This window comes from Gilvimarinus gilvus (assembly GCF_030518155.1).
Taxonomy (GTDB): Bacteria; Pseudomonadota; Gammaproteobacteria; order Pseudomonadales; family Cellvibrionaceae; genus Gilvimarinus; species Gilvimarinus gilvus.
In genome coordinates this window covers 138,118-157,402 of record NZ_JAULRU010000418.1, presented here as the reverse complement: position 1 = coordinate 157,402, position 19,285 = coordinate 138,118, and the positions used below count along the sequence as shown (strand labels likewise).

The following is a 19,285-nucleotide window of genomic DNA, read 5'->3' as shown; positions in this document are numbered from 1 at the left end:
TTGCGACAAAAACTTGGTAAGTGGAGTCGCCCTGTTGAATTCGGAGCATATTAGACTTACACATAAATTTTTGTCAATTCCCAACATGTTCAGTCGTCCAAAATCATAGTGAGTAGCTAGCAGGCTGTCGAAAAACCGGCATCAGTCCCTACCTTGTAAAACTTTGTGGCATTTGACGTCAGGGTTGAGTGCAGCCCAAAAATTGGCTTCACCGGAAGCTAACCTAGTGCATAACTATTGGAATTTCAATTATTAATTACACTAGTATACAAGTATGTTGACAGTGTATATGGTCTATGTGACTATATATTGGTGGCATGATGTAAGCCACACATGCGCGGTAAACATCTAATAAATTAGCCGCAGGCGGTGCCTTAATCAGTACATTCAAGGACGCTGACGGCAAATACCGATAAGGAGGGGCTGCTGGTAAAGCAGCTTTCGACAATAATGAAAACGAATAGACCAAATACTAATGTAAACGCAATATGCCCCAAAGGCCGATTCCCTGGCTTTCGTCGTTCGCTTTTAGCGGCAGCAATCATGACCTGCACAGCACCCACCTTTGCACAAGTCAACGATGAGGAGCAGGAGACAACAACCCTTGAAGAGGTCATTGTCACCGGCCAGCGCCAGGCGTTGGAAAACGCAATCGATTTAAAGCGCGCCTCCGATACCATCGGCGATTCCATTGTGTTGGACGAAGCAGGGAAGGTACCCAGTACTTCACTTCTGGAAATTCTAGAACGTGCTCCTGGCGTAACAATGAACCGCATTCGAGCGGGCTCAGAGGGTTCCCCTGATGGCTTTGCTTTTGAGGGTTCCGGCGTACAGGTGCGTGGCTTAAATAAGACTAAAACCCTTATTAACGGGCGCGAAGTTTTCTCCGCCAACGGTGGCTCCGGTCTAAGCTGGGCCGACGTCGGACCTGAGTTGCTAAAATCGGTGACCGTATTCAAAGCCAGTCGTGCCGATTTGATTGAAGGCGGTGTGTCGGGCACTGTAAACCTTGAAACACATATGCCGTTCGATTTCGATGGCTTTAACGCCAATATCGCAATCGCGGCCGATTACGGCGACTATTCTGAAGAGGTAACGCCAGCGGTTTCCGGAATGATATCAAGCCGTTTTGACACTGATATTGGTGAATTCGGGGTGTTGCTAGACTTAGCCTATTCAAAAATCGCATCACACGATAGCAATATTATTATTCCTCCATACCATGCCACGAACTACAATGGTGAGCGAGTATACGCGCCGGCGGGTGTGCGACACACGCAAGATCAGTTTGAACGAGTGCGCGATGGTTACTATGGTGCGCTTCAGTGGGCTCCAAACGAAAATCTTGAGTTTTTCCATACCACCTTTATTTCTGAGCGCGAAAGTAACCGAAAAAGCCAGATTGTTTCAATGGAGCCAGGCACGTCTGTTGGTGTGTTTGACGGTGCAGAATTTGACGATGGTATCTTTGTACGAGGCGCAATTTCCAGCACCAACTTGGAATCTGGCCTAGCTGTTGGTACCAATTCAAGCTATACACCTTCTTTCAGTAGCACCGCAGATCACAGTACCGGCTTCAAATTCGAGCAAGACTCATGGGATGTGAGTGGTAGCTACCAGTATGTAAAAGCAGAATCTCGCTCAGGGAAATACAGTCTGGGTAGTGCTGTAATTCCTTCAATTGTGCAAACAAATATGGATATGTCTGGCGACCGCCCGTATGCAAGTTTAGGAACGCCGCTCTCGACAGATCCAGGTGAGGCAGGTCTTTCACGTATTAACTGGCTTGACATGTCTAATGAAGGTGAATCGCACGCGCTTCAGTTGGACGCAAACTTTGATATTGGCGATGGTTTCTTTAAAAAGTTAGCTGTTGGCGCGCGCGCCGCAGACCGCGAAGAGTCCGATAATTTTGTCGGTACATGGTGGTCTGCTACAGGTCGTAACTGGAATGGCGTGCCGCGAGCGTATGCAAACACTGCGCCTGAAGGTGATTTCTATCTGGAAGAGTTTTCTGACTTCTTTAAGGGCGAAGAAACTCCCCTAGGTGGCGCTTGGATTGGTACGCGTCAAGTCAATGATTCCGCGCAGTTCGACCGTGTTTACGACACTTATCTGGCATGTGGCCCCGAGCTTCATTATCAGTGCAGCGATCCGGACGCCACCACGTACCTTTATAGCAATGAAGATACTCTCCGCAATCGAAACTTCGATCAGCTTCCTTCATTCTATGAAACGGACCATAAAACACAGTCTGCTTACGCAATGTTTGGCTTTGCGAACGACAGCGATTCCCCGCTGTTGAATTTCAGCGGTAATATTGGTGTGCGCTGGGTGAACTATGATATAGCCAGTGAAGGGAACTTTACTTTCAATGGCGGTTCACGCTATTACGAAAGTCTCGCAGCAGCCGAAGCATCAGTTGAAGCAATGGGCGGCATCGACAATGTGGCGCAATGGCAGACCGACAACGAAGGCATGCAACCTCCTATGACATTGGAGAGTGTCGGCTATGAAAAACAACGTCTCGGGAGTTTTGAGAAAGATTACTTCTTGCCATCATTGAACATCAAGTTTGAGCCAGCCGATGGCTGGGTTTTCCGTTATGCTTTAACCAGAACACTCACTGCGCCGCGCTACCCAGATATCAGAGCGCAGGGAACGGCGAGTATTCAAACAACTGAAAACCCGATTAACGATGAGCTAGATGCACTGAACCCGACGGAAGATGTTTCTATTCCTGCCATATTCTCAGGCTATACCAACACCAGTGGTAACCCTTTCCTGGAGCCGGAAGTGTCGCTTAACCACGACATATCTCTGGAGTGGTATCCAAATCGTGGGTCAACGATGCATTTGTCTCTGTTCCATAAATCAATAGACAATTACATCACATTCAATAATTTCTCAGCGCCAGCTAACGAGTACTTCTCGCCTGAAGATTATCCACAATCAGCCCCGGTTGATGGTGGCGGCAGCGAGTTCCTGGATGGTCCGGTCTCAAGCCGTACAAACTTCAACGCTGACGAGGAAACCATCATCAAGGGTTTCGAGTTAGGCGGGCGCACCTACTTTGACTCTTTGCCTGGTTGGCTAAGCGGGTTTGGTGTAAGTGCTAACGTTACTTTCATTGATAATGATTCGCCAGATGCATTTGCATTGGACATCAATGGTGACAAGCTTAGCGTTCCTGTTATTGGCCTTTCGGAGTGGGCGTACTCAACAACGTTGTTATATGACTATGAGAAATTTAGTGCTCGTTTAGCCTGGAATTGGCGTGATCGTTACCTGACAACGACGAACGATTCGGGTACAACTAGAACTTATAATGATCCTTTCACTGGCGATCAAATCCAAATTGGTTTGCCGGTTTATGCCGCAGATTCTGGCCGTCTCGATGCCAGCTTTTCATATCAGATTAGCGACAGTATGAATATAAAGCTAAATGTCCAGAATCTCACTGACGAAGACCAGCGGACGGAAATGGAAATTCTCGAAGGCAGGTATGTCGATCGTGCGGTATTCGTGACAGACCGTCGTATTAGCCTACATTTAGGCATTGACTTCTAACTAACGAATAGGAGACGCTCTTGTTCATCAAGACAGACAAGAGGTAATAAGATGAGCAAGAGTGTTCTCATTGTCGGGGGTGGAACTGCAGGTTGGATTACGGCGGCCTATATGGCGCGGATGCTTGCAGCTGACACTCCTGGCGGGGTTTCCATTACTTTAGTGGAGTCAGATGAGATCGGTATCCTCGGCGTAGGTGAGGGTACCTTTCCCATTATCCGAAAAACCTTGGGTCGTATTGGCTTAGATGAAAGTGAGCTCATTCGCGACGCAGACGCTACTTTTAAGCAAGGCATTCGGTTTAACAACTGGAAATATAACCCTGCTGACGTACCAAACGACACCTATTTTCACCCGTTTCAAGTATGCTCGCAGCATACGGATATGGACTTACTACCCTATTGGCTGCTGGGAGTGGCAGGGCAGGTGCCCTGGGCCCAAGCATGCACGGTGCAAGAGAGCGTTGTAAACGCCAAGCTTGCCCCCAAACTTATAACCCATCCTAATTACAACGCACCGTTAAATTATGCCTATCACTTCGATGCAGGCAAGCTCGCCCAAGTCGTGCGCCGCCGTGCAATGGAGATGGGTGTTAAACGGCTAATAGATACCATAGACGACGTAAAACTTGATGAAACCGGAGCGATTGCCTCCGTGCGCGGTCGAGACCACGGTGAACTTACCGCAGATTTGTATATCGATTGTACCGGCTTCCGGTCTCGACTGATCGGAGAAACGCTTGGCTCTGAGTTCACATCTTACAAAGACCAACTTTTTTGCGACCGGGCGGTTGCTATGCAAGTGCCCTATGATCGGGCCGATCAGCCTATACCGTCATGTACTTATGCCACAGCACAAAATGCAGGGTGGACCTGGGATATTGGCTTGCATAATCGCCGCGGCCTTGGCTACGTTTACTCTTCCCGTCACTGCAGCGATGACGAAGCGGTTGCAACGCTGCGACGCCACATTGGCCCTGCTGCACAAGAACTTTCCGCTAAGAAATTATCTTTTGAGGCCGGCTTTCGGAAAATTCAGTGGCACAAAAACTGTATTGGCATTGGCCTATCAGTAGGGTTTATAGAGCCCCTCGAAGCAACGGGTATTAGCTTTGCCGAAGTTGCCGCACTTATGGTCTGCAACCTTTTCCCTTGGTCAGGTGATACCGAACGCTCTGCCAGGCAGTTTAACGACGCTATGACCAAGCGTTTTGAGCATGTGATCGACTTTATTAAACTTCATTACTATTTGAGTCAAAGAACTGATACAGCATTCTGGCGTGACAATCGGGAGGCGTCATCGGCATCGGATTATTTAAAGGGCAAGCTGGAACAGTGGAAGTACAGGCCACCTTCTTTTCTAGACATTGATGCCAGTCACGATATTTTCGATGAAAACAGTTGGCAATATATCCTTTATGGAATGGACTTCAAAACCGATATATCCAACCGAGCTGGTGCGCTGCGCTTTTATGAGGATGCAAAAAGAGAGTTTGAAAGTATTCGACAACAAAGCCTCAATGCCAACAATGCCGTTCCGGCACATCGTGACCTAATTCAAGACGTAGTCACCAATGGATTTCGGCCCCCACAAGGGGGGAAGTGATGAGCGTTCATAAACAACATTCTGCTGGTTTTGGCAGTGATAACCCCGTCAATAGTGTCGTGATTGTCGGGGGTGGCACCTCCGGTTGGATGACAGCGGCAGGCATTGCCCGTATAGCACCACCGCAAACCAGTATTACGCTTGTAGAATCGGAAGATATTGGCGTAATTGGTGTCGGCGAAGCGACCATTCCCACTCTGTTCGAGTTCAACGATTTTCTTGGCATTAAAGAGAGCGATATGTTGAGCGAGTGTCAGGGTACTTTCAAACTCGGCATTGATTTTGTCGATTGGCTCAAAAAGGGGCAGGCGTACTTTCACCCGTTTGGTTTTTTTGGGCGGGACACTCCCGAGTTTTCATTTCATCAGCTATGGCTTCGGCTGCGCGAGCTTGCGGCTAATGAGGGTCGTACTGTAGACGCCGCCGAAGATATTAATCAGTATAACCTATGTACTGCCGCAGCTCGGCTTGGACGCTTTGCGCAACCGCAGGGTGGAGGGGACGCGATTCTTTCGACGATGCGCTATGCCTATCACTTCGATTCCATCGCGTACGGCCAAATGCTGCGCCGATACGCCGAGAAAAGAGGTGTAAAAAGAGTTGAAGGCACGGTTGTTAGTGTTCACAAAAATATTGAAAACGGCACAATTACATCCGTAGAGCTAGAAGAGGGAACGCGCATAGTCGGAGATTTTTTTATCGACTGTAGCGGTTTTAAATCATTGCTGATTGAAGGCGCCATGGCGAGTGATTATATCGACTGGAGTCATTACCTGCCATGCGACAGGGCGATCGCGCTACCGACCGAAGGAATAAGCACTCCCGACCCATTCACCCGAGCAACAGCGGACAATGCCGGATGGCGATGGCGTATCCCATTGCAGCAGCGAATGGGTAACGGATACGTTTACTCCAGTGCACACGCTAGTGAAGACGACGTTTATGAAAAGCTAATGGCGGGGGCCGAAGGTGCTCCGCTAAGCGATCCGAAGCCTTTGCGCTTTAGAACTGGACACCGACAAAAATTTTGGGAAAAGAACTGTGTTGCCATTGGACTTGCCGGCGGTTTTATTGAGCCTCTGGAGTCAACCAGTATTCACCTTGCGCAAATGGGTATTCAGCGGCTGCTAAACCTATGGCCCGGCCGGGGCTATAACCCGGCGGAAATCGCTCATTACAATCGAGTGATGACCGCAGACTACGAGCGTTTACGCGACTTTATTGTCCTGCACTATAATGCTACAGAGCGTGAGGACACCGAATTTTGGCGATATGTAAAGAACATGGCTATTCCCGACTCTCTGCAAGCCACGATTGAAATTTTTAAAGGCAGTGGCCGTCTGATTCCTTCACCTGAAGATCTCTTTACCCCGCACAGCTGGTTGGCCGTAATGTTGGGGCAGGGGATTTACCCGAAAAACTACGACAAGTTAGTCGAACAGGTGCCCAGCGAATCTCTTGCACAAAATATGCAACTGTTAAGAGACTCTGTCTCTAAAACAGCCGCTGCGCTGCCAACACACAGTGAGTACATTAGGCGATATTGCGCGGTGCGGTCGCAATGATGTGACCGGTAATGAATTTTTTTTGCACATACATGCGACGTAGTATTTCCAGCAGTGATGTATTTCGACATTAGGTTTAGTCGTAGACGGTCTATAAAAAATTTCCGGAAAACGGGTGTTTGATTTACTGAAGGGACAGGCTGCTGGCCTGATTTTAGCCGGCAGCCTAAACAATAAAAACGAATTCGTGTTAATGCACGATATTACTTGCGATACACTTTGTCTTTGAGCGTTAAGAGCCTTGTTTGGGCAGAGGCGGAAGACTCATCTTTCAATACCAAATGGCCAAGTTTTCGGCCCGGGCGAACAGATTTGTTGTACCAGTCCAGCGCCACGTTATCATCGAGTTGCTCAATTTGATTCAACTCGACACCCAGTAAATTCAGCATGCCCGCCGCACCGGATAACTCTGTTGAACCCAGAGGCCAGCCAGCAATAGCTCGCATATGATTTTGGAACTGACTGGCGACACCACAGTGCATGGTCCAATGGCCACTATTATGAACTCGTGGTGCCAACTCGTTTACCCACAGTCCATCAGAAGTCACAAAACACTCCATAGCCATTACGCCCACGTAATCCAGGTGTTCCATGATACGCCGTATGCTCGCTTGACCCTGATCAACAAGCGCTTGAGGCAACCCAGGGGCGGGAGCCAGCGAATGCAACAACACACTATTGTCATGAACGTTTTCAGCGGCTGGATAAACGCGCACCTCACCGCTGCGTGAACGCACCGCGACGAACGACACTTCGCGATCAAAATTCATAAAAGGTTCGGCTACGTAGGGGGCGGCCTCATCTGACTGCAGCTTAAATTGGGCGTTTGTCACAAAATTTTCAACATCGCCGGTATTGTACAGGCGCCATTGTGCTTTGCCGTCATAACCTTGTTCGGTGTGCTTAACCACCATGGGAAAGCCCAACTTCTCGACAGCAACCTCTAAATCTGAGGCGCTAGCAACACTCACAAACGGAGTGTGGGATACGTTGCAATTAATCAACAGTTGCTTTTCACGCTGACGATTTTGGCACTGGTAAATAGCGTCGGTATTGGGGTGTACAGGGCAGTGCTCTGCCAATTTCTGCAAAGGCTGCAAAGCACACTGCTCACGCTCTACGGTTACCACATCAGGCTTTCCGGCCGCAGCAAAGAGCTCTTCCGCAGTTAAGCAGGCATCGGCCGCAACCACTGCCCCCAGACCGTCAACCGGCGCAGTATCTTCACCGTTTTCGGACAAAAACGTAAATGTCATACCCATAGGGATGCCGGCCAGTGCCATCATTCTGGCAAGCTGGCCACAGCCAAGAATGGCAACGTGCATTATTCGACCTCCACCGGCACCGAATCGGTTTGACGCTTACGCCATTCAATAAAGCGCTGACTCAACTCAGCATCGCTAACGGCCAGTATTTGAGCTGCCATCACGCCGGCATTGGCTGCGCCTGCTTCGCCAATTGCCTGGGTGGCAACGGCTACGCCCTTTGGCATTTGTACAATGGATAAAAGGCTATCGAGGCCTTTGAGCTGACGGCTGGAGACCGGGACGGCTACTACCGGAATATGAGTCATGGCGGCAGCCATACCGGGCAAATGAGCTGCGCCGCCCGCACCGGCGATGATTACACGAATACCGCGCTCTGGCGCCTGTTCCGCAAATTCACACAGGCGCTGGGGGGTACGATGTGCGGACACCACCTGAGTTTCATAGGCCACACCCAACTCATCCAATATATCGGCAGCCAAGCGCATGGTAGGCCAGTCGGATCGGGAGCCCATAATGATGCTGACAACGGGATCTTGCATAAATTACCTCAAAGCGGCGGAAGCGTTCTAAATAAGAAAACCGCGCATTTTACCGGAATATGGCGAATTAATCCTAATTTTTAGGCGATAAGTAGCCTAAGTAAGCCGAAGTATCGCTCTTAATGGGCTCGCGACAAGATTAAGGGGGGCGTATGATCGCTTACAATAGCAGTTTTGGCCTCCAGCCAATGCCTAGAGGCTCCATTGCGTATTGTAAATCTGATGTTTGGTGATAATTTGACTAAATTGTCCGGCGGTCAGGCAGTGCTCGCTTTCTAGATTTTGAGTGGTCATAAAATGAAACAAATAGCCGACGACCTAGGGTTATATTGCTTTTCGGTGTGACCCAAGTTTCAGTTCAAAAAGGATTCACAATTATAACTATGCACCTTATGTTTCAATCAAATTGGCGGCGAGCGCTGCAGAGTTACTATGTGGGCACAGGATCTGGATTAACGGTAGGGTGGTTAATCTGGATTTTGTTTGGCTTAAGTCTTGGAATGCTCTTCTCACTGAATGCGCTCGGCGAAGATGGGCTTGCCAAGCTAAATCTGCAAGTCACGACAGGAGCGGCATCAGGGTATGTAGATGATGCCGGCTGTGGCACTTGTCATGTCGATAAGTTTGAAAGCTATCAGCACGTAGGAATGGCTCAATCCTTCAAGCGCCCTGCAGAAGCTAAGCCAATGGAAAGGTTTGGGGAGATCTACTATCACGCGCCATCACAACGCTATTACCAGATAGACAAAACCTCGATCGGACTGGTCTTTAATCGCTGGCAACAGGATGCGGATGGCACCCGATTTAACCAGTTCTCGGTGGATATAGATTGGATACTGGGCTCGGGGAACCGGGCGCGCTCGTATTTGTATCAGACTGACTGGGGGCAGTTGTATCAGTTGCCGCTGGGCTGGTATTCCGAAACCGACACCTGGGGTATGTCGCCGGGTTTTGAGTCCGATCACCACCCAGGGGTGCAACGCCAGGTCAAGCGCCAATGCATGTTTTGCCACAACGCCTTTCCCGAGGTACAGGCCGGGAGTGATCATGCCGCGAGGCCACATCGTTTTCCAGAACAATTGCCGCAGGGCACTGGCTGTCAGCGTTGCCACGGGCCCGGAGCCTCACATATTCAAACGGCCTTAAATGGCGGCGAATTGTCGGTGATTCGCGCCGCTATTACCAATCCGGCCAAGTTACCACCACTGCGGCGGGATTCAGTGTGTTTTCAATGTCATATGTTGCCCTCGGTTTCTATCATCGGAATGCGACGCTTCGGGCAGCCGGATTATGCCTTTCGGCCAGGTCAAGACCTGTCTGAGTATTTGGTGCATATGGATATCACCGAGCCCAATAGACCCGCTGAGCAGCGTTTTGAAATTAATCACCATGGCTATCGATTGTGGGGCAGCAAGTGTTATCAGAAATCTGCGGGTGCTCTCGGTTGCATATCCTGCCACGACCCGCACGTGAAGCCGGATTCCGCGTCGTTTCGTAAACAGGTTGGTGAAGTATGTACTGATTGCCACGCACAGGATCAGCTGACCTTAATTCATGGCGTGAAAAAAACGACTGACGCCTGCGTAAGCTGCCATATGCCAACCCGCCGCACACAGGATGTCATCGAGGTTACGATGACGGATCATCGTATTGCCCGAGGGCCTTTCGACCACAAGGCACTGGTAGCACCAGTATTGCCGCACGAACCCAATATTGTGGATGTACAAGCGCTGCCTTTTGGACATCCGCCCCAAGGAGCGGAGTTGTCGCTTTATCGAGTCGCCAGCGTGGTGCGAGCCCTAGCGTATCCAGACGCGGTAAATGCGATGAAGAATGAACTAATCCAACAACAGCCAGAAACACTGACACCGTATTTGGTATTACTCGAGGGCCAACTAAAAAACCAGCAGTTTAAGGAGGCGGAAAAAACCGCCGAGTTCGTGCGTAGCCAGGGGCACAATGACCCGCTGGTTTTACAGCAGCATGCTGTAGCATTGATAGGGCAGGGAAAAATTGAACCGGCGATTGCGTTGCTTAAACAGCGGGTGGAACAGGAAGAAACAGACTCTGCCCATTTTAATCTGGGCTTGGCGCTGTTTCGCGCAAATAAGCCGGAGCAGGCCGCTAAACATTTGAAAAGGGCGCTTGAGTTGCAGCCCATACTGGCCGGTGCGCATAAGTATTTGGGTTTGATTGCGCGTTCAAATCAGCAGCATCAACTTGCCGTTGAGCACTTCACCCGGGCACTGGTAATTCAGCCAGATAGCTCAGATTTTTATCGAGAACTTTTGGTCGAACTCAAAACTTTGCAACAACCTCAGTCCTACAACCGCTGGCTGCAGCGTGCCAGGCGCTTCAGTGCTAACCCAGAGCCATTTGTATCGCTCAATTTTATGCGAGAATCTGGCGAAGATTAAGGCTGCATTTATGTCTTAAGTTTTCTCCAAATATTGAGCCCCTTAATCGGCCAGCTAAACACCGAGGATCATTGCTGGCCTAAATCAGCATGGTTTGTATGGTGGTATTTTGATTCGCAGAGTTGGCCATTTGTACAGAGTATGAGCTAACGAAAATCCAGTAACCTATGGCGTCCATACTGTATAAAAGTGTCCATCACTGCCTAGCAGCTGTTGAAAAACCCCATGCATGCTCAGCGTAGCCTGAAGCGTGCAGATGTTGTGTCTTGTCTCGACGGACAGGGTGGTTCCCTTTGCTAGAGGCAAGGCGCAGCAGATGTGCGCTTCAGGCCACGCCCGCAAGCAACGGCAATAAAAATGGCCGCTTTTAGATGCGCTTCTCCTATAGTTCTGCTTATGCTTGTTCAAGCTTGTCATATAAATGTGGCAATTCAGTTTAAATAGATCACGACTGTTATTCCTGTTTATAGATCGAATCGGTGTAAATGACATTTTATGAAATTTATGTTTGACTGCATTTGAGATCGTCGAGTTCGAATAATAATACAGTGCTCATTGACAATGAGTTCTGACTAGAGACAGGGATTTACCGATGAGGCAACTCAACAAGCTGTTTATAACTTTTGTTATATCAATTGGCCTGCTTGTTTTTGGAGCCAAGCAAATCTTGGCTGGCAATGAGCGACTGCATGATATTGCCGGAATGGGTATGTTAGGTAACACCTGTGAATTCTCTTCGGGTCAACTGACGCTTTCGTCAATGTTCAGCGGCACTAATAACCATGAGGCCTGCGAGAGCGTGACTTATGATGGCGCTGTTATAAGCTCCGGCGAGACCACAGCAACCGCTGGTAGTGAAGTGGTATTAAAAAACGGCTTTACGGTAAAGCAAGGAGCTACTTTCAGAGTAACAATTGTTAACCAAGAATTTGACGATCGTTTGCTGATGCCCGCTGAAGGTGGTGATGGTCCGGCTTATAACGACGGGGCCGCTTGGGAGTCTTACAATCGTGGCGCCCGGCTGAAATGGAAAAATGTGGGCGGTGACTACGTTGATAGGGATGGTGTCCTACAAGGCGATACCGCCTGGTCCAGTGAAACCATAATCGATATGAATACCGTACAACATATCTTTTGGGATACGACGGAATTAGTGCAGGCCTGGCACGCAGGAGAAGTGAGTAATCGAGGCTTTCACGTTCGTCACATTGACGGTTCAGCAGGGCCTATCGACTATGCAAGCAAGGAAGCGGCTGAGCTATCTCACCGCCCAGAGTTACACATTGAAACCCAGGAAGAGGGGGCGCATGTTCTGCAAGCGCTTGGCGATACCTATCTATACCATCAATCAAAAACAGAGACAAATGGGCAACGCGATGAGCTTCAGGTTGATAACTTAAGAAACCTATTGGTTTGGTTCGACATAAGCCCGGTTGCCGGACAGATCATTACCTCGGCCCAGCTAAAGTTGACGTCTATCGCACAGTATACGAATACGAACACCGTCCACGGCCTATTTGCCACGGTAACAGACGATTGGGATACATCGGCACCGATAATGGGAATCGCCAACAATTATCCCAATGATGTTGGAATCACTGACGACGAAAACGTCTACTTAGCGTATAACTTTAATAGTGATGCTGCTCAAGACGGCGGCCAAGACATGCTCAACGGGAGCATAGATTTACTATACGCAGAAAACTACTGGAGTTGCGAGGAAAACTACCCCTCTGGTTTGCAAGCCGACGGTAGTTGGTCAGAGCCTGCGCCGGCCATTCCCGGATTTCAAACCCTGGACGGTAACGCTCTATGTATGCGGCTAAAGTACGAGCCAGGCCCTATTTATCAAGGGACAGGAAACTGGGGCCATGGCATTAAAAAGCCGGTGTCAGACTTTGCTGACACCGCGGATGTCGAAGAGCTGTTCGTACGTGTGTACCTTTATTTTGGCGAGACCTGGGGCGAAAACCTCATGGATCAGGGCGGAAAACGCCCCGGTGGCATTTCCGGTACCTACTCTCGAACCCCTTACGAAGGCGGCTGGGGAGGGCGTAGGACCGATGGCACCAACGGTTGGTCTGCGCGAGGAGGCTATAATGAAATAGTCCCGTCTATAGACAACCCTCTGGCTGGCTACACCACCATGGGTACCTATCTATATTGGGCAGACCAGACAAGCGGTAATGGAACCACGATCGATTGGACCCTAACGCCGAACGGCGTCCTCAAAAAGGGGCGATGGTACAGCCTTGAACAACAAATACGCATGAATACCCGTGATGGTGCCAATATTCACAACGAGTCCGGCTCTCACGATGGTGTCATCCGAGGCTGGGTAGATGGACGTTTAGTTTTTGAACGAACAGACATACGCTTCACTGACATGGATTACATTAACATCGATGTTGCGGACTTCGGCTTCTATTACGGCGGTGTTAAAAATACTCCCTACGACCAACACATCGCGATGGATAACATTGTCATCGCCAAAGAATATATCGGCCCTATGAGGATAGAATGATTAATGAACTTTCCACTTAACGGCAGTGTCGTTATGGCCAGCACACAGCAACAACGGCTAAAGGCGGGCACGTGGGGCAGATGTAATTTATGGCGCACTCGTCTTAATTGCTGTGCCATAGGTTCTATACCGTTGTTTAATAATATTCTAGTTTGACCTTAGGGTGAGCCGCGAATCGCCTACTTGGACATTTGGTAGGCGCTCAGTAAACACTGTAATCCACCCAATAATCCACGGCGGTTGGTTATTAGAGCGATAGCCAGATTCTAGACAAAAATAATCTTGCTGAACCATACCATACGGTATAGTATGGTTTCATCTTAACTGAATCGTAAGGGCAAAGATGTCCATTTACTTAACAGCAGCGGCTGTGTTATCCGTACTTGTGGGTCTGGTTCATTCCATACTTGGAGAGCAGCTCATCTTCAAACAGCTTCGGTTTCGTTCAGTTTTACCGAGCTTGTCGGCTAAACCATTGACGGTCAGGAACATTCGGATTGTTTGGGCCACTTGGCATTTAGCGACTGTATTGGGTCTTGCCAACGGCGCTGTGCTGTTACATTTGGCGGGACTGTCACATCCAGCCCCATTTATAGTGAATACGATTGCGTGTTCTACGTTGATGTCGGGTTTTCTGGTATTTGTAGCCACTAAAGGGAGGCATCCTGGTTGGCTGGGATTGTCATTAATTGCCATATTGTGCTGGATGAGCATGTAACCTACTGGGCAATATTACTAATCATTTAGGGAGTTCTGTCGTGGCGTTTTTCAGGCACATTTCTATCTATCCCATAGACAACAAGGTTGATCGTCTATCCACTTACGTCCAGGGCACGCATTTTCGTGACGCTTTAAGTGCAAAAATTAGCCTCCCAGATATGACGCCCGCAGAGTTACAGCACGCAATTTTCGCGTACATGCCTCAGTGGGTGACTAAACTCATGTGGTTGAGAAATAGAATTGTGCAGCTGCTGGGGGTTGAATTACAAGGTGAGGGAATGGCGCCGAAGAACAGTGAGCTAGCAGTTGGAGACAGTGCTGGCTTCTTAGTGGTAAAAGAAAAATACTGTGATGAAATTATTTCATTCGCCGAAGATAAACATATGACGTTTTACCTATCGGTTGCTAAACGTCAGCAACTCGTAGTGATCTCTACACTCGTCAATCAAAAAACACTTTTTGGAAAGTTGTACGTTGCAGCTATACGCCCGTTTCACTACGTGGTGGCGCGAGCTGTCATTAGTAGCGCTGTAAAGGGTAAGCGTATATGAACGTTGAAGAAGTAACGAGGGCCAAAGAAGACTGGCTAAATTTTTCGTTGGAAATACTAGTCGAAAAGGGGCCAGAAAAGATAAAAATTGATACTCTGTGTGAACTTAAAGGCGTGAGTAAAGGGTCGTTCTACCATCACTTTAAAAATAGATCTGCTTTCATTGATGAGTTAATGTCATATTGGTACAAAAAAATGACACTAGATTTCATTGATCAGGCTAATACCGAAGACACTCCTATTGAGCGGTTAGAGAAATTGGATAGCGTTATCACAAAGAGCTCCTTCGGTGCCGAGACCTGCATCCGGGCATGGGCATTCACGGAGCCTATTATTGAGACCTACTTAGAAAAGATTGACACTGAAAGACAAAGGTTTTTGTTCGATTGTTATGTTGATATGGGGGTTCGAAAGGAGATGGCAAAAGATTTAGCCATTATGGGCTATGCCAATTTTCTCGGTATGCAACAGATTCGACCAAAGCCTTCTATAGAGACTGTGTTACGAATTTCTTCACTTGGAACCAAAATATTCTTGGAGCGCTAGTATGAAAATTATTGTTTTTTCTGGCTATTTCCTTGTGTTTACCGGACTTATCCATAGTTTTGCAGGAATAATTTTGGGCTGGTCTGTATTGCTCGAAATGCATGAAGAATTTTGGTTTGCAACGACCATTATAGATTCTAGAATTCAGTTTGATCGCGAAGCGATTGTCTGGTTTCTAAATGTGGGATTTTTATGGATGTTAATTGGATGGATGTTGCAGAAATCAGCTAATCAAGGGTTTATTCCCCCGGAGTCTCTGGGTTGGGGGCTCTTTTTTATGGGTTTTTTGACCGTGATTATTATGCCAATATCTGGCGCATATCTATTGATTTTTCAGGGGGCAATGCTGATTTATGGCACCCGAAAAGCACAGAGTAATAGTAAAAAAGCGACAGCCTAGCTGGGGAGGGGTAGGAATAGTCACTACTGAATGACTATTTGTAAATTTACGACGTATAAATTCAAATTTGTGGGCAACTAAACGAACCAAGCGTATATGTAACAAACAGAAATATGCCAATTCGATCTCTCAGTTTATGAAAATGTGGGCTATGATTAACTACAAATATATTTGCAGATTTACTGCATTTTTATCTGCGACACTGTTTGTCACTCTTTTGTTTTTCTCGTCTTCAATATTTTCTTTATTTCAGTTGCAAGAAAACGAATCGGCCATTTTTGTGCTGAGAAGGACCGCTTTATTGTTCTTGGGTCTATCTATTATTTCTTGGGGCGGTCAAGACGCCCCGCCCTCAGATTTGCGGCAGTCTTTTTGCTTAGGTATGTCCGTTGCTATGTTTGGCTTGGCCATAACGGGTATTTTAGCGTACTGGCGAGGCTTCGTGGGTGTTGGTGTGATGCTTTCTGTATTTGTCGAATTAGCTGTAAGTTTTTCATATTTTTACATCTGGTGGAGGAGTAGGTTGGTCGAAGTAGGGCGATAGGTTAGGGGGCAGAGATAAAGAGATATTTTTATACTTGTTTTCATGAGTTCAGTAGTTCTGGATGCTAGAACGTTTTAATTCAAAAGTATCTGCGCATTCAGGACCATTTTCGGCTAAATATTGAATTCATATTAGTGTTTAAACAGTGGAATTTTTTAGGATAGGCTTGATAAGTTGTAGCGCAGTGTCGCCTTTTTTGGCGTATTTTTTGTAGCGCGTCGCCCTTGGTATGCATGCCTCGCATTCATTTAGTTTGATTAAGGTCTCTTGATCAAAGATTGAGTAATGTCAAAGTGAAAGCCAGCCATGTAAATGTTGGAGTCCTGGTTGCAGGTGGCTATTAATGGCATTGAATATATTGATTATTACTTATGGTTCACTAGGGGATGTAGCTCCTTATGTTGCCTTGGCCCGGGGGTTCATCAAGAAAGGTCATGCGGCAACAATATGTACGGGCGAGACATTCAAGGTACTTATTGAGAGTAATGGTGTTCAATACCGGTATATGAATGATCAAATGACAGGGCTCATCAACTCTGCGACAGGGCGTCGCTCTCTTGAAAACCTGTCCAATATCTGGGGGTTCTTGAAGGTTGCGTTCAATGTCGCTAGAAGAATAGGGCCGATACAACAAGACATTGTGCGAGATAGTTGGGAGGCCGCTAAGTCTTCACAGTTTGACACCATCATCTATTCACCCAAGGCGTACTTCGCTTGCCACTTTACCGAAAAATTGGACATACCCTCTATTGCGGCTCCTCTCTTTCCTCAGCATATCCCAACAAACGAGTTTCCAGCCTTGGGGTTTCCCCCTATGCAGTTTATGGGTACGCGGTACAACTTGCTTACCTACCAGCTGGTCGAGTTGCTAGGTGGTCTATTTGGGGGGAAGCACATTAAAGACTGGAGGGCGCAGAATGATATGAAGCCTGCGTATACTGGGCTGGATCTATCCAGTAAAAAAAGCAAAAGAACGTTAGCTGTATTAAACGCTTATAGTGGTGAACTATGCCCTCAACCGACAGATTATGCCTCATCGGTTATCACAACCGGCTTCTGGTTTTTGGATCAAAAGAACTCTTGGACACCTCCTGCTAGCCTAGTAAAGTTCTTAGAGCATGAAAACCCTCCAGTATATATTGGTTTTGGCAGTATGGCTTTGGCAGAAGCCAGTGAACTTACTAGCATTATCGTCGACGTATTGGGGCAGCTAAATATACGAGCTGTGTTGGCGACTGGCTGGGGAGGTTTACAATGTACTGATCAATCTTCGAACATCTATACTGTGGAGTCTCTACCGCACGACTGGATATTCCCGAAGGTACGGGCCATTGTACATCATGGTGGCGCAGGTACTTTGGCGGCAGGCCTAAGGGCGGGTAAACCAACGCTAATCTGTCCTATATTTGGTGACCAACCCTTTTGGGGTAAATTGGTACATCGCATGAAACTTGGCCCACCTCCGTTAAAACAGACCAAAATACAAAGAAAAAATTTTGGAATAGCCCTGAGTGATTTAATAGAGAATAGAGCATACAAAATCAATGCCGAGAAAATATCGCGACTTATATTGGCCGAAGGTGGAGTTGAGTATGCTGTGGATTTGGTTGAAGAGTTAGTGGGCGCAGGCAGCAGAAATTCAGGGCCTGCTAGCACACAGCTTGAAGTTGCTAACGACTAATGCCTTGTTTTAATAGGGAGAAATGCCCGTTTTAAACCAAGCTTCCATTTAACATAATATACATTATGCGCATATGTAGGTTTAGCTCGGATGCCGTCAGTCGGGCCGCTTCCGCTTGCATAGCTGCGCAGCGCGGCCTCCTGACGTAATCCATCGGCAGACGCCCATAATCCAGCATGCCACCGCACGTGATCGCCATAAGGCTGTATTTGGTTGTCTAGGCCGCGAGCTGGCTTGTTTTGACGGTTGGCGCTGTAGACGCGGATTGACGACTATACGCCTGATTAATCGAGGTCTTGGGCTAGATAGCTCTAAGCTGGCTATGTGGTCGAGGTATCGGCGGTCAGAGATCAGCGCTCTGCCAGGCTAATCCGTGCCGCCTGTTAGCCGCCTTGGCGGCTTTGGTTCGTGCCAGCATATTAATCGTGACTGTCACGATTAATAATGGTTCGCCGTTCAAGCTCCTGAGAGATTGAACGGACCACATCAACATCACCATAACGAACGGCAGATGCCAGCTCGTGATGCAAAGACGTCAATGAGATCGTGGCGATCGATGCAGGGCCAAAGATCGACGCACGAACAGCGTGTTTTGCTTTGGCCCTTTGATGGCGTTTTCGCTCGGCAGAAGATTTAGCTTTGCCCAATGCTGGGCGGCCGCGACGAGAAGCAGCAAAGGCGTCTTTGGTCTGTGTATCTTTGTTGTCGATCATTGCTGTGGCCTTATGTGTTTTTGCGTTACGTTATGGCTTATTCACAGCCTCGATTCGGGGCGTCGTCGCGACCGCGGTGCGGCGCTGACTGCCGCCCTCGAACTGAGGCTGTGACTCATTGATCGTAAGCAATTCGATTGATAGACGAGCAAGATCTTTATTAAGTCTAGGAAGCATACGGCTGCCCGGATAGTCCATTGGGATGAGGTCGGCCAGCTCTTGATATTCTAAAAACAGGCTGTAGAGTTCTTGAAGCTTGGTTTCCATATTAACCCCTTAATCCATGAGTGCGCGTTTTTTTATTCGTCGTTTGGTTTGAACCTTCCCTGTCCTCCAGAATGGCTCAGGCTCCCTACCGTCTCGATAAATTGGCTGCTCATCATAGTCAAAGATTAGCCAGTAAAGATCTAAATGTGCGCGAGCGATATCAAGAAGCTTTTCGTTAAAGTAAAAATAAAGCTCGTCTTTTTCGTGATTCGCTAAACCATAAAAACCTTGATCTTCAAGCTCTCGCCAGTATTCCATGTAATCATTGACAACAGCAAAAAACATAGGCGCAAAGTGGTTTTTCTTATCCTTCCTGTGGTGCTCATAAATATCATCGAGCTTGTATAAATGCCTTCTTACGTACTTGGTAACCACG

The 19,285-nt window shown here is 47.9% G+C and carries 15 protein-coding genes; 10 read left to right on the top strand and 5 right to left on the bottom strand.

Features of this window, described 5'->3' with window-relative positions; all coding sequences use genetic code 11:
- Window positions 1-543: 543 nt before the first annotated feature.
- The 3 genes from QWI17_RS07440 to QWI17_RS07430 are packed head-to-tail and all read left to right on the top strand — an operon-like array spanning window position 544 to window position 6,740.
- On the top strand, window positions 544-3,570 hold the full coding sequence (locus QWI17_RS07440; RefSeq protein WP_302721888.1) for a TonB-dependent receptor: 3,027 nt from the start codon (window positions 544-546) through the stop codon (window positions 3,568-3,570).
- Between the two features lie 51 nt (window positions 3,571-3,621).
- Window positions 3,622-5,175: a tryptophan halogenase family protein gene (locus QWI17_RS07435; RefSeq protein ID WP_302721887.1), complete on the top strand. Its 1,554-nt coding sequence runs from the start codon at window positions 3,622-3,624 to the stop codon at window positions 5,173-5,175.
- Window positions 5,175-6,740 carry a tryptophan halogenase family protein gene (locus tag QWI17_RS07430; RefSeq protein WP_302721886.1) on the top strand — a complete coding sequence of 522 codons (1,566 nt, stop codon included), beginning with the start codon at window positions 5,175-5,177 and terminating at the stop codon, window positions 6,738-6,740. The genes QWI17_RS07435 and QWI17_RS07430 overlap by 1 nt, the downstream gene beginning before the upstream one ends.
- A gap of 203 nt (window positions 6,741-6,943) precedes the next feature.
- On the opposite strand, the gene QWI17_RS07425 is transcribed toward QWI17_RS07430, so the two are convergent.
- Complete coding sequence (locus tag QWI17_RS07425; protein WP_302721885.1) at window positions 6,944-8,065, bottom strand: 5-(carboxyamino)imidazole ribonucleotide synthase; 1,122 nt, start codon at window positions 8,063-8,065, stop codon at window positions 6,944-6,946.
- A complete protein-coding gene (gene purE / locus QWI17_RS07420; RefSeq protein WP_302721884.1) occupies window positions 8,065-8,547 on the bottom strand; it encodes a 5-(carboxyamino)imidazole ribonucleotide mutase in 483 nt (160 codons plus the stop codon). Before purE ends, QWI17_RS07425 begins: the two co-directional genes overlap by 1 nt.
- A gap of 434 nt (window positions 8,548-8,981) precedes the next feature.
- Between purE and QWI17_RS07415 the strand changes: the two genes are divergently transcribed.
- The 7 genes from QWI17_RS07415 (at window position 8,982) to QWI17_RS07385 (ending at window position 17,929) form a co-directional block, all read left to right on the top strand.
- On the top strand, window positions 8,982-10,964 hold the full coding sequence (locus tag QWI17_RS07415) for a tetratricopeptide repeat protein (protein WP_302721883.1): 1,983 nt from the start codon (window positions 8,982-8,984) through the stop codon (window positions 10,962-10,964).
- Between the two features lie 592 nt (window positions 10,965-11,556).
- A complete protein-coding gene (locus tag QWI17_RS07410; RefSeq protein WP_302721882.1) occupies window positions 11,557-13,488 on the top strand; it encodes a disaggregatase related repeat-containing protein in 1,932 nt (643 codons plus the stop codon).
- Window positions 13,489-14,246: 758 nt separating this feature from the next.
- The gene (locus QWI17_RS07405) at window positions 14,247-14,759 is read left to right on the top strand and encodes a DUF2867 domain-containing protein (protein ID WP_302721881.1); all 513 of its coding nucleotides are present in this window, start codon (window positions 14,247-14,249) and stop codon (window positions 14,757-14,759) included.
- Entirely contained in the window at window positions 14,756-15,304 is a 549-nt protein-coding gene (locus QWI17_RS07400; RefSeq protein ID WP_302721880.1) for a TetR/AcrR family transcriptional regulator, read from the top strand. Before QWI17_RS07405 ends, QWI17_RS07400 begins: the two co-directional genes overlap by 4 nt.
- Window position 15,305: 1 nt before the next feature.
- Window positions 15,306-15,704, top strand: coding sequence for a DUF6463 family protein (locus QWI17_RS07395; RefSeq protein ID WP_302721879.1), 399 nt, complete (start codon window positions 15,306-15,308; stop codon window positions 15,702-15,704).
- Between the two features lie 151 nt (window positions 15,705-15,855).
- A complete protein-coding gene (locus tag QWI17_RS07390; protein ID WP_302721878.1) occupies window positions 15,856-16,248 on the top strand; it encodes a hypothetical protein in 393 nt (130 codons plus the stop codon).
- Between the two features lie 343 nt (window positions 16,249-16,591).
- Window positions 16,592-17,929 (top strand): glycosyltransferase, encoded by a 1,338-nt coding sequence (locus tag QWI17_RS07385; RefSeq protein WP_302721877.1) that lies wholly within the window; start codon window positions 16,592-16,594, stop codon window positions 17,927-17,929.
- Between the two features lie 419 nt (window positions 17,930-18,348).
- Here QWI17_RS07385 and QWI17_RS07380 read toward each other — a convergent pair whose 3' ends face one another.
- The 3 genes from QWI17_RS07380 to QWI17_RS07370 are packed head-to-tail and all read right to left on the bottom strand — an operon-like array spanning window position 18,349 to window position 19,284.
- On the bottom strand, window positions 18,349-18,642 hold the full coding sequence (locus QWI17_RS07380; protein WP_302721876.1) for a hypothetical protein: 294 nt from the start codon (window positions 18,640-18,642) through the stop codon (window positions 18,349-18,351).
- Between the two features lie 30 nt (window positions 18,643-18,672).
- Window positions 18,673-18,909: a hypothetical protein gene (locus tag QWI17_RS07375; protein WP_302721875.1), complete on the bottom strand. Its 237-nt coding sequence runs from the start codon at window positions 18,907-18,909 to the stop codon at window positions 18,673-18,675.
- Window positions 18,910-18,918: 9 nt separating this feature from the next.
- Complete coding sequence (locus tag QWI17_RS07370) at window positions 18,919-19,284, bottom strand: hypothetical protein (RefSeq protein WP_302721874.1); 366 nt, start codon at window positions 19,282-19,284, stop codon at window positions 18,919-18,921.
- Window position 19,285 lies beyond the last annotated feature (1 nt).

Bases quoted from the DNA above. Each gene is read 5' to 3' on its own strand.
- QWI17_RS07440 (WP_302721888.1), top strand. From the start codon at position 544: ATGACCTGCACAGCACCCACCTTTGCACAAGTCAACGATGAGGAGCAG.
- QWI17_RS07435 (WP_302721887.1), top strand. From the start codon at position 3,622: ATGAGCAAGAGTGTTCTCATTGTCGGGGGTGGAACTGCAGGTTGGATT.
- QWI17_RS07430 (WP_302721886.1), top strand. From the start codon at position 5,175: ATGAGCGTTCATAAACAACATTCTGCTGGTTTTGGCAGTGATAACCCC.
- QWI17_RS07425 (WP_302721885.1), bottom strand. From the start codon at position 8,065: ATGCACGTTGCCATTCTTGGCTGTGGCCAGCTTGCCAGAATGATGGCA.
- purE (WP_302721884.1), bottom strand. From the start codon at position 8,547: ATGCAAGATCCCGTTGTCAGCATCATTATGGGCTCCCGATCCGACTGG.
- QWI17_RS07410 (WP_302721882.1), top strand. From the start codon at position 11,557: ATGAGGCAACTCAACAAGCTGTTTATAACTTTTGTTATATCAATTGGC.
- QWI17_RS07400 (WP_302721880.1), top strand. From the start codon at position 14,756: ATGAACGTTGAAGAAGTAACGAGGGCCAAAGAAGACTGGCTAAATTTT.
- QWI17_RS07395 (WP_302721879.1), top strand. From the start codon at position 15,306: ATGAAAATTATTGTTTTTTCTGGCTATTTCCTTGTGTTTACCGGACTT.
- QWI17_RS07390 (WP_302721878.1), top strand. From the start codon at position 15,856: ATGATTAACTACAAATATATTTGCAGATTTACTGCATTTTTATCTGCG.
- QWI17_RS07385 (WP_302721877.1), top strand. From the start codon at position 16,592: ATGGCATTGAATATATTGATTATTACTTATGGTTCACTAGGGGATGTA.
- QWI17_RS07380 (WP_302721876.1), bottom strand. From the start codon at position 18,642: ATGATCGACAACAAAGATACACAGACCAAAGACGCCTTTGCTGCTTCT.
- QWI17_RS07375 (WP_302721875.1), bottom strand. From the start codon at position 18,909: ATGGAAACCAAGCTTCAAGAACTCTACAGCCTGTTTTTAGAATATCAA.